At 75.6% G+C, this 9,864-nt stretch carries 6 protein-coding genes and 1 pseudogene; 1 reads left to right on the top strand and 6 read right to left on the bottom strand.

The genetic code is table 11. From position 1 onward, the window contains the following. Window positions 1-91 precede the first annotated feature (91 nt). The 6 genes and pseudogenes from ACZ7IF_RS34415 to ACZ7IF_RS34390 all read right to left on the bottom strand — a co-directional run bounded on the left by ACZ7IF_RS34415 (window position 92) and on the right by ACZ7IF_RS34390 (window position 9,135). Window positions 92-829, bottom strand: a complete 738-nt coding sequence (locus tag ACZ7IF_RS34415; protein ID WP_470979862.1) for a tyrosine-protein phosphatase — start codon at window positions 827-829, stop codon at window positions 92-94. A 46-nt stretch (window positions 830-875) separates the two neighbouring features. Continuing rightward, entirely contained in the window at window positions 876-3,698 is a 2,823-nt protein-coding gene (locus tag ACZ7IF_RS34410) for a pentapeptide repeat-containing protein (protein WP_470979859.1), read from the bottom strand. Window positions 3,699-3,813: 115 nt separating this feature from the next. Continuing rightward, window positions 3,814-4,791 (bottom strand): annotated as a pseudogene (locus tag ACZ7IF_RS34405) (SAV_2336 N-terminal domain-related protein); the annotation flags it as partial. Then, complete coding sequence (locus ACZ7IF_RS34400) at window positions 4,719-5,795, bottom strand: AAA family ATPase (protein ID WP_470979856.1); 1,077 nt, start codon at window positions 5,793-5,795, stop codon at window positions 4,719-4,721. The gene ACZ7IF_RS34400 and the pseudogene ACZ7IF_RS34405, both read right to left, overlap by 73 nt. A 74-nt stretch (window positions 5,796-5,869) precedes the next feature. Then, complete coding sequence (locus tag ACZ7IF_RS34395) at window positions 5,870-7,876, bottom strand: VMAP-C domain-containing protein (protein WP_470979853.1); 2,007 nt, start codon at window positions 7,874-7,876, stop codon at window positions 5,870-5,872. A 26-nt stretch (window positions 7,877-7,902) separates the two neighbouring features. Then, window positions 7,903-9,135: a hypothetical protein gene (locus ACZ7IF_RS34390; protein WP_470979849.1), complete on the bottom strand. Its 1,233-nt coding sequence runs from the start codon at window positions 9,133-9,135 to the stop codon at window positions 7,903-7,905. A 194-nt stretch (window positions 9,136-9,329) separates the two neighbouring features. Between ACZ7IF_RS34390 and ACZ7IF_RS34385 the strand changes: the two genes are divergently transcribed. Further along, window positions 9,330-9,860 (top strand): hypothetical protein, encoded by a 531-nt coding sequence (locus tag ACZ7IF_RS34385; RefSeq protein WP_470979846.1) that lies wholly within the window; start codon window positions 9,330-9,332, stop codon window positions 9,858-9,860. The last annotated feature ends 4 nt before the right edge of the window (window positions 9,861-9,864 follow it).

Below are 9,864 nucleotides of genomic sequence, written 5' to 3'. Positions count from 1 at the left end.
TCCCCCCTCCCCCACCCCCCCCTCCCCCCCCCCTCCTCCCACCCCCCCCCCCCCCCCCCCCCCCCCCCCCCCGGCCGGGGCACCTGGTTTTTCAGGCGAGCAGCCGCTCCCGCAGCCGGGCCGTGGTCCCGTGGGTGATGCCGACGGCCTCGGTGAGGTACCCGGACGGGGAACCGTAACGGCTGGTCAGGTCGGCGAGGACCAGCTCCATCACGGTGGCCGGGGCGCGGCCGTACGAGGGCCAGCGCATCGTGCGGCCCGGGTTGGCGGCGTGCCAGTCGGCGGTGAGGCGCTCGGTGGCGAGCTCGGTGAGGGCGAAGTCGGCCAGGATCTCTTCCTCGGGGACGTCGAGCAGGGTCAGGAGCAGGGCGGCGATCAGGCCGGTGCGGTCCTTGCCGGAGGTGCAGTGGAACACGGCGGGGCCGGGGCCGTCGGCGATGAGCTCGATGGCCCGCCGGATCTCGTCCGCGCCGTCCTCGGCCACCTCCGCGAAGCGGTCGGCGAGGTAGCGCCAGGGGTCGAGGTCCGGGTCGATCTCGGCCTGGTCGTAGGGGCGGTGCTCGATGCTGAGGTTGGCGTACGCGAAGCGCTCGGGCTCCGGTATCCGGCCCTTGGCCTCGATCTCCCAGGGGTAGCGCAGGTCGATGACGGTGCGGACGCCGAGCCCGAGGAACCGGTCCCAGTCGGCGCCGCCCAGCTTCCCGAGGGAGTCGGCCCGGTAGAGGCTCCCCCAGCGGACGGCCCGGCCGTCGGCGGAACGGTAGCCGCCGAGGTCTCGGAAGTTGTGGAGGCGGTCGAAGGGGATGTGGCGCGGGCCGGCCTGGGTCAACTGTTGCTCCTGGGCGTGGGATTGGCTCTGAAGTGGCCAGAATGCCTCAGGCCTCGCCGGGTTCCGGGCGGTCGGGGGAGGTGATCTCCCACACCCCGTCCACCTCGACGGCGGTCCAGCCCCCGGGGAGGTCGAGGGGGCGGGCGAGGGTGACACCGGTGAAGGCGGCCTGTCCGTGGAAGAGGACGTCGGCCAGCGAGAGGGCGGCCCGGAAGTCGCAGTCCTCGAAGGTGACGGAACCCTCGAAGAGGGCCCCGTCGAAGACGGTGTCGCCCTTGAACTCGCCGCGCAGGAAGCGTGCCGAGCCCCGGAAGACGGCTCCGGCGAAGCTGCCGCGCGCGGTCTCCGTCTCCGTCTTCGAGTCGACCCACCGGAACATGCCCTCGAACACGGCGCCGTCGAAGCCGACCGGTTCCGTGTACACACTGTTCTTGATCAGGACCGGGCCCCGGAAGAGAGCGCCCTCGAAGGCCGTCCGCTCCCCGAACCAGGTCGTGTCGAACGCCGCCAGGCCGTGGAAGAGGGTACGGGCGAAGGCGGCCGGGCCGTCGAAGCGGGCGTCACGGAAGACCGCCTCGCCCTCGCAGACCATGGACTCGAAGTCCGACTCGAACGCGAAGCGGGAGCCGACCGCGGACAGCGGACCCTCGCACACGACGCGCGCGAAGGACACCGGGCCCCGGAAGAAGCACTCTCCGAGCGACGTACGCCCCTTGAAGACGGCCCGGTCGAAGTCCGCCCCCGCCCGCACCGCCATCCCGTCGAACACCGCCTCCTCCTCCATGACGGCGCGCCCGAACGAGACGTCCTCGTCACAGGTGACCTGGGCGAACTGCGCCGCGCTGACGAAGACGGCGCGCTCGAAGGAAGCCGCCTCCTCGAAGGCGGCCCCTTCGAACGCCGCCACCTGCTCGAAGACGGCACGGCCGAAGGAGGCCGCACCCGCGAAGGTGGCGCCGTCGAAGCCCGCCACCTCCCTGAAGACGGCGCGGTCGAAGGACACGTCCCGGCCGAAGGTCGCCCCGGCGAAGCCCGTCAGGCCCTCGAACACGGCGCGCGTGAAGTCGGTTTCGCCGTTGAAGACGGCATCCGCCGCCGCCCAGTCGTCCTTGAAGCACGCCCTCGCGAAGGCGGCCGAGTCCAGCACGACCGACCCCGTCCGCGGGTCCCGCACCGCGTCGAGCACCCTCCCCAGCAGTCCCCCCTCGAAGGTGGTCCCCCGGAAGTCGACGGACGAGGCGGGCTCCAAGGTGCCCAGGTAGGCGTCCTGCTCGGAGCGCGGCAAGTGGGCCAGGCAGCTCTGGCGGCCCGGCACTCTGATGCCGGTGCACCCTGCCGGGCTCCCGCTGGTGGCGCCGAAGCCGCAGCGGGGCCAGACGGACTCCTCCAGGCGGTACGTCTCCGCGTCCGCCAGCAGCTCCGCCACCCGGCTGGGATCTCCGGCGAGGAACCATCCGCCCGGCTCCTCCCCCAGCGGTTCGAGGGGCCGCAGGGACAGCGGTCCGAGGATGTCGCGGAGTTCCTCGTACAGCGTCTGGGAGAGGGTGAGCACGAGACGCAGGGTGTGGTCCGGGCCGCTGGTCCTCACCCACGCGGTGACCGTGCGGCTCTGGAGGAGCCGGTCGGCAACCCCCTCCTCGTCCCCGACGCCGTGGGCCGCCAGGGCCACGGCCAACGGCGGGCCGGGCAGGCTGTCCCGGTCCGTCAACCGGTGCAGCGCGAGCAGCATCCGTCCGGTCTTGGCGAAGGCGCCGGGTCCGGGCAGGGAAACCCGTACCCCCGCCGGTCCGTCTTCCGGCCGGCCGGTGACCTCGGCCTCCGCCATCGCCGCTGCCAGCAGGTCGGTCAGCTCCCGGCGCGGGGGGCTTCCGGGGCTGTAGCCACCCTCGCCGCCCCGCACGGCCACGGTGACACCGGTCCCGTACGCCCGTTCATCCAGCGCGTCCCGGAACCCGTCCTGCGCGAGCAGGGCCTCGGCCGTCAGGAAGACCATCCGGTCGGGCCGGACGGTGTGCACGACACCGATCAGGCTCCCGTCGCGGGAGACCGGGGAGCCCCGGAACTGGTGCCAGTCCCCCAGGTCGACGGGGAAGCGGAGCAGCTCCCCGTTGCGGGCACCGGCGGACAGCAGCACCTGGCCGAAGAAGGAACGCGGGGCCTGGTCCTCCCCGAACCCGTCGACGACGGCCTCCGCCTCCGCGGCCCCGTCCGCCGACGACACCCCCCAGCCCGGAGCGAGGAACCGTCGCGGGTCCGCCAGGTCCGTCTCGCTCTCCAGCAGCAGCACCCGCGGGCCCGCCTCGTCCCACCACACGGGCCGGCAGGCGACTTCCCTGCCGTCCGCCGCCCGCACCCAGGCGACGGCGTCCCGGGGCTGCTCCACGTCGCCGACGGTCAGCACCAGCCGGGGGCCGAGCAGGGTGCCCACCTCGCGCGGCTCCGCCAGCGGCTCGAAGCGCACCTGCACGACGGCGTCCCGCACCCCGCGCCGTTCGGCCAGCCGGACCTCGAACGTCCTCTCCGCCACAGGCACCTCGGCCGGCCGCTCCGCGAACGGCAGGGCCCCCTCCGGGACCCGGCGGCGCCCCTGCGCACCCGTCGTGACCCGGGTCGCGGAGAAGTCGGGGCCGGTGCCCCGGTGGCGGTACATGAACTCCCAGACCCGGCGGCGCACGAGCTCCCGGACGGCGGCGACGTCCCCGCGCAGCTGGGAGCCGAGCAGCACCTCCCGTACCCCCGGCAGGAAGTCGAACTCCGCCTCCTCCGGCCGCTGCTGCCCCTCCCACGGGGCGAAGAGCCCCCCGAGGGCCACCTCCGCCAGGTGCCCGTGCTCCGAGTCGCGCAGCAGGGAGCGCCGTACGAGGGTCATCACGGGCAGCGTCAGCGGTACGGCGGCCAGGTGGGCGGCGAGCTGCTGGGCGGTCGGGGAGGCGCTCGCCCGGAACCGTTCGACCGCCTCCAGCGCGGTCGTGTCCCGGCGCGGCGGGCCGGTCGCAGCGGACGGCGAAGGGTACGGGCCGGACGGCGCCCCGGGTCCACAGCCGTTCGGGCAGCACGTTCAGCACGGCCACGGCGTTGTGGGCGCTCCAGTGCCGCAGGACGCCCAGCAGCGGGGTCTCCTGCCAGCCCCCGGCGACGGTGTCGGAGACGAGGAGGATCAGCCGCCGCCCGGCGGGGTCGGCCAGCTCCAGCGGGTTGCGGGGCGGGCCGCCGCGGCCCCGGGCGAGCATCGGGGTGCCGCCGGGGGCGGTGCCGGTGAGCTGCCAGGTGCGGACGTCGCGGAAGACCCCGCTGCGGGTGAACACCCCGCGCAGTTCGGCCACCAGGTCGGCCCACAGGAGCATCGAGGGGTGGGTGTCGACGACGAGGGCCAGGTCGAGCCAGCGGCTCTCGGCGGGGCGCAGGACCGGGGTGGGGACCATCGCCTCGATGCTGCGTTCCACGGTGAGCTGCTCGTCCAGCTCCTCCCCCGGCCCGCCGATGGATCGGCGTCCCACGGGGCGCAGCGACCGCATCAGGGCGAGCGGGTCGTCGAGGGAGGCGGTGCGGGGCAGCCGCAGCGGTACGCCGCGCCGTGCGGGCGCGTCGGCGCCGGACGCGGCGGGCGGCTCCGGCCGGGCGCGACCGGCGGGGAACAGCTGGACGGCCCCTTCCGCGGCCTGGCCGGGCCGGCCGGGTGCGGGGTCGTTGTGGCGCGGGGACGGCTGCGGGGCCTCGTCCGGGCCGTCCTGGCCGGGCGGCGGCCCGTCCCCGTCCCGGGGCGCGGTGGCGGCCGGGCCCACGCGGGCGGCCAGCCAGAGGATGTCGGCGATCTCCTCGGGGCCGACGGCGGTGCGGGGCGCGGCACCGTCCTCGGCGCCCGCGGCGAAGGCGGCGAGCAGCCTCTCGATCACGCGGTGGGCCCGGTGAGGTGCTGCATGACGGTGGCGAGGAAGCGGTCGCGGTCGTCGGGGGCCGACCATGCTCCGGCCAGGCGCAGCTGGATGGCGTTCAGCAGCTGGTCGGTGGCCAGGTCGCCGTCCTCGGCGCGTTCGAGGAAGCTCCGGACGAGGTCCTGGTACTCGGCGGCGTCCGCGCCGGTGATGTCGACGCCGAGCCGTCCGCGCACGATGCGGGCGAGCTTCTCGGGTCCGGGCGCCTCCAGGTGGAGGCGGACGCAGCGGCGCAGGAAGGCGGGCGGGAAGTCGCGTTCGCCGTTGCTGGTGAGGACGACGACGGGGAAGTAGCTGCACTGCACGCGGCCCTGGGTGACGGCCACGCCGGCGTCGGGGTCGTCGTCGGTGCCGATGGCGACGGTGGGTTCCTCCTTGGCGAGGCGGGCCAGTTCGGGGACGACGAAGCCGCCGTCCTCGAAGACGGTGAGGAGGTCGCCGGGCAGGTCGATGTCGCTCTTGTCGATCTCGTCGATGAGCAGGACGCGCGGCCGGCGCTGCGGGAGGAGGGCGGTGCCGAGCGGGCCGAGGCGCAGGTAGCGGGCGATGGAGGGGGCGGCGGCCGGTCCGTCCGCCGTGTCGGGGAGCCGGGCGCCGGGGACGCGGACGTGCTCCAGTCCGGCTTCCTGGAGCCGGCCGATGGCGTCGTAGAGGTAGAGGCCGTCGCGCAGCACGGTGCGGCTGGTGATCGGCCAGTGCAGTACGGGGCCCAGGGCCAGGTCGGCGGCGATGCTGTAGGCGAGGGTGGACTTGCCGACGCCGGGCTTGCCGGTGATCAGCAGCGGCCGGCGCAGGTGCAGGGCGGTGTTGACCACGTCCTTCTCGGGCTCGTCCGGGACGTAGCCCTCGCCGCGCCTGCGGGTGCGCTCCCAGGCTTCGCCGGAGCAGCCGGGCGGCCCGTAGGAGGGGTCGGGTACGCCGGTGAAGTCCCGCCAGGGCGGCGGCGTTCCGGCTTCCAGCCGGGTGCGGCGCTCCTCGCCGGGGCCCGCGCCCTGGTACAGCCACCAGTCCTTCGCCACTGCCTGTGCCTCCATCGTCTGTTCGCGGGTGGTGCGTTCGGGTCGGGGCCCGTGGCGGGCCGGGTCTCTGCCGTTCGCGGGCGGTGGGGTCAGGTGGTCAGGGAGCGGAGGTCGACCGTGTCGTCGGGATCGTCCCACAGCAACACCAACCGGTCTTCCCCTCCGGGGTCTTGGCCGGCGGCCGCCCGGCGCACTTCGCGCACGCGGGCGGGCAGCCCGAACACCGAGGGCGCCCCCGGCCCGGCGTCGGGGGCGAGCAGCGCGGGCAGCCCCCCGGCGGGCGTTCCGCCGCCGCGCCGCCACACCGCGACGGGCACCCCGCCTTCGAGGAGGGCGTCCAGCAGGGCGGCCGTACGGTTTCCCGAGACGTGCCCGAGGACGCAGGCGGGCGCGGGCCGCGCCCCCAGCCGCAGCCCGAGGGCGTCGGTGACGTCCGCGTCCTCGACGAGCCGTACGGCGTCGGGGTGGCGGCCGTCCTGGACGTGGAGCCAGCGCCATTTGGCCCGCCACTCGGTGCGGGTGTCCTCGCGCTCCTGCGGGCAGCGCACCACCACCTCGTAGACCATGCCGAGCGGGCGGGTCCGGCCGCCCGGTCCGCGCGGGACGGGCCACTGGTCGAAGTCCGTCTCCAGCAATTCGTACGGGACGTGGAACTCGATCCGCCCGATGCCGCCTTGCGGCTGCCCGGCTCCGGGGGCGCCCTCGGCGAGGCGGCGTACGAGTTCGGCGCGCACGGCCGCCAGTTGGACGGGGCTGCCCTCCGACTCCCATACGTGGCGGGTCCGTTCGCCGCGCAGCCACATCCGGGCCAGCAGGCCGTCCTCGCCGCCGGGCGGGGACTCCAGGCGCACGTGCAGGGTGGCCCGGCGGGCTGGGGCGGGCGGCGGGCGCAGGGCGGGCAGGTCGAGCCGCTCTCGGGTGGCGCGTACCCAGCGCCCGAGGGCCGCGGCCCACTCGGGGTCCTCCGGGCCGCCGCCGGGTCCGCCGCCGGGGCGGGCGGTCCGGTCGGCGAGGAAGTGCACGAAGGGCACCGAGAGCGGCATTCCGGTCCGGCCGCCCTGCCGCTCGTCGAGGTCGGCGACCACGTCGAGGAGGGTGTCGGCGGGCAGCCCGCCGTCGACGGGGGTGGTGCAGCCGGCCGCCTTGAAGGCCCAGGCGTAGGCCTCGTACGCGCAGCGCGGCAGGTCGCGGCCCTCGAAGAGCTCGCCGAGGCCGTCCCATCCCGTCTGGTCGAGGCGGGGGGCGCTGGGCAGGGACGGGCCGGGCGGGCCGTCGGCCGGGAAGTCGAGGAAGGAGTTGGCGTCCCAGTCCCGGTCGACGAGGAACTGCGGCAGCTGCCAGCCCTCGCCGCGTTCGCGCAGCTGCTGGAAGGCGCTGTGGATGCTCCGGGCGGCGTCGGGCAGGACGGCGGCGCCCTCCCCCGCGGACCGGTCCCCGAGCTCGCCGAGCAGGGCCTCGGTGAAGCGGCCCGCGCCCCGTTCGGCGTCGTTCTGCGCGGCCTCGCCCTCCCGGGAGGCGTACAGCCGGAACTGCCGTCGGCCGGGGACGGTTTGGCCGCCGCCGTAGTCGGTGCTGCCGAAGCTCAAGCGGCTGTCGCGGGGCGCGTCGACGCGGCAGGCGTCCACCAGCGCGGCCTGGAGGGGGAACCGCCGGTGTTTGACCAGGTCGGTGCGCCACCAGCGCAGCGCGGAGTCGAGGTTGAGGTGGCGGATGTGGCCGGGACGGGCGTCGGCGCAGGGCAGCATCAGCTCTCCGTCGCGCCCGAGGTAGCCGTGCCCGGCCCAGAAGATCCACAGGAAGTCCCCGTCGCATTCGGGGAGTTCGTCGAGCAGGGCGGTGCGGGCGTTCGCCTCGGTCGCGGGCCGGCAGGCGGTCCGCAGCGCGGCCAGGCCCTCGGACGCGGACCAGTCGAGGGTGTCGGGGTCGTCGAGCGGGGACAGCAGCAGCCGGACGTTCGCGGCGGGCACCTCGCCGGGCCCGGTCAGCCACCGGGCGAAGCGCAGGGCGTCGCGGGCGGGGCCGCGCAGGTTCCAGTGGTGGCTGGCCTCGTACCGCTCGACCCCCGCGACGAGCGCGAAGGCGCGCCGGGGGTTCACGTCGGGATGCGGCCGGCCGAGGGCCGTCACCCGATCCCCGCTTCGGTCACCGCCCGTTCGATGCGCTCGTAGAGGGACTTCTGTTTCCAGTAGGCGCTGTGGCTGGCGGGGAAGGGCTGGCGGCTGCTGATCTCGTGGTCGGTGACGCGGGGGTCGCCGGGGAAGACGGGTCCGGCGAGGTAGGAGAGCACGTCCTGGCGGTCGTACACGTTGAGCCAGCGCGGGAAGCCGTACGGGAGCCGACTGCCGGGGGCGAGGGCGGTGAGGGCGCCGAGTTCGTAGAGGTACGGGGCCTGCGAGCCGACGGTGACGAGCAGTTCGGCGCCGGGTACGGGGCCGCCTTCGGCGGCGGCCAGCGCGAGCAGGTCCACCAGGGCGATGCCGCCGAGGCTGTGGCCGATCAGTACGGCCGGGCCGGGCCGGGCGGTGATCCGCTCGCGCAGGTACGCGCGCAGGCCGGCGCCCCTGGCCTGGTAGCGCAGGATGTCGCCGAGCGCGGGGGTGGCGCCGGCGGTGAGGGAGCCGCGCCAGGCGTTGAGCAGGGGCTGCGTGGTGACCCGCATCGCGAGCCGGCCGAGGACGGCGGCGGCCCGGGCCCCGGGTACGCGGGCGCCGCCGCCGAGGCGGGTGGTGAGGAGCTCGACGAGCCGGTCCCGTTCGGCGGCGGTGCAGTCGGCGTCGGCCCCGGCCGTGGCGAGGGCCGCGGCGGTGACGGCCCGGGCGAGGGCGGTGGCCAGCTCGCGGGCCTGCGGTTCGGCGGTGGCGCGGGCGCCCGCGCGGGCGGCTTCGGCGGAGTCGGCGGCGGCCTCCAGGGCGGGCCGGAACCCGGCGGCCAGGCCGGTGCCGTCCAGCAGGGCGCGCAGCTCGTCGGGGCCGTCGCCGGGGCCCCCGGGGGTTTCGGCGAGCCGGTGCAGCAGCTCCAGCACCCGTTCCCCGGCGGGCCGTAAGCCGGGCATCGCGAAGGGGTCGTCCTGCCCCTCCCCCGCCCATCCGGCCTCGGCCAGCACCCGCAGCTCGCACAGCGGGTCGGCCAGCAACAGCCCCCACTCGGCGGCCTCGTCGCCCCCGTCGGGCCCTTCCGGCGCCCCGGGTACCGAGCGTCCGCCGGCGCTCAGCTCCGCGCCGAACCGCTCGCCCCAGAAGCAGGAGTCGACCTCCGCCCCGGGAAACCGTTCCCCGAGCCGCTCCCGCACCAGCCCGAACAGCGCGTCGTGCCGCTCCCGCCGCACCCCCGTACCGTGAACGAACACGAACCGCATGACCGCACCGCCCCCTCGTCGCTCTCCCCCGCCCGGCACGATAGCGCCGAGCACGCAACGCGGCCTACCGAACGGCGGCTTCGGCCACCCGGCGGGGCGCTCCCCCATCCCCGGCGGGCACCGGGAGCGGCACACTTGGCGGGCTGGGCCGCGTGCGTCGGGCACGGGGCCGGAGGACTTGACGGAGCGCGTGGGTGGATCTCAACTCGGTGGTCATCGCGGTGGCGGGCGTCGCAGGAACGCTGGGAGGATCGCTGCTGACCCAGCGGGGCTCCGAGCGGGCCAAGCGCCGGGAGATGGAACTGGTCCGCGCCCAGGAGGAGAGCCGCGAGAGCCGTTCGCTCCGACGCGCCTGCTACGCGGAACTCAACCGGGACTCACGGCAGTTCGTCACCGCGCTCAACCGCCACCTGCACGTCATGCGGGAGCGTGCCGTGGAGGACGCCGACCGGGACGCGCTCGACGAGGCGAAGGGCGCGCACCGCGACCGCTACTCCGAGGCGCAGATGATCGCCCCGGACGCGGTGCTGGTGACGGCGAGCGCCGTCAACCACGCCCTGAACCAGGTCTATGGCCAGGTCAAGCGCCTGGAACGGGACGCCCCCGAACCGGGCGAGACGATGGAGGCGGCGGCCCGCGCCCAGTACGCGATCTGGGACCTGCTGAAGGCCATGCGGACCGCCATGCGCCGCGACCTCGGCGTCTCGGACACGACCGACGACTGACGAC

The sequence above is a fragment of the Streptomyces sp. NPDC037421 genome (assembly GCF_055602105.1).
Note: the sequence above shows the minus strand (reverse complement) of the source record. Positions and strands in the feature narration are given on the sequence as shown.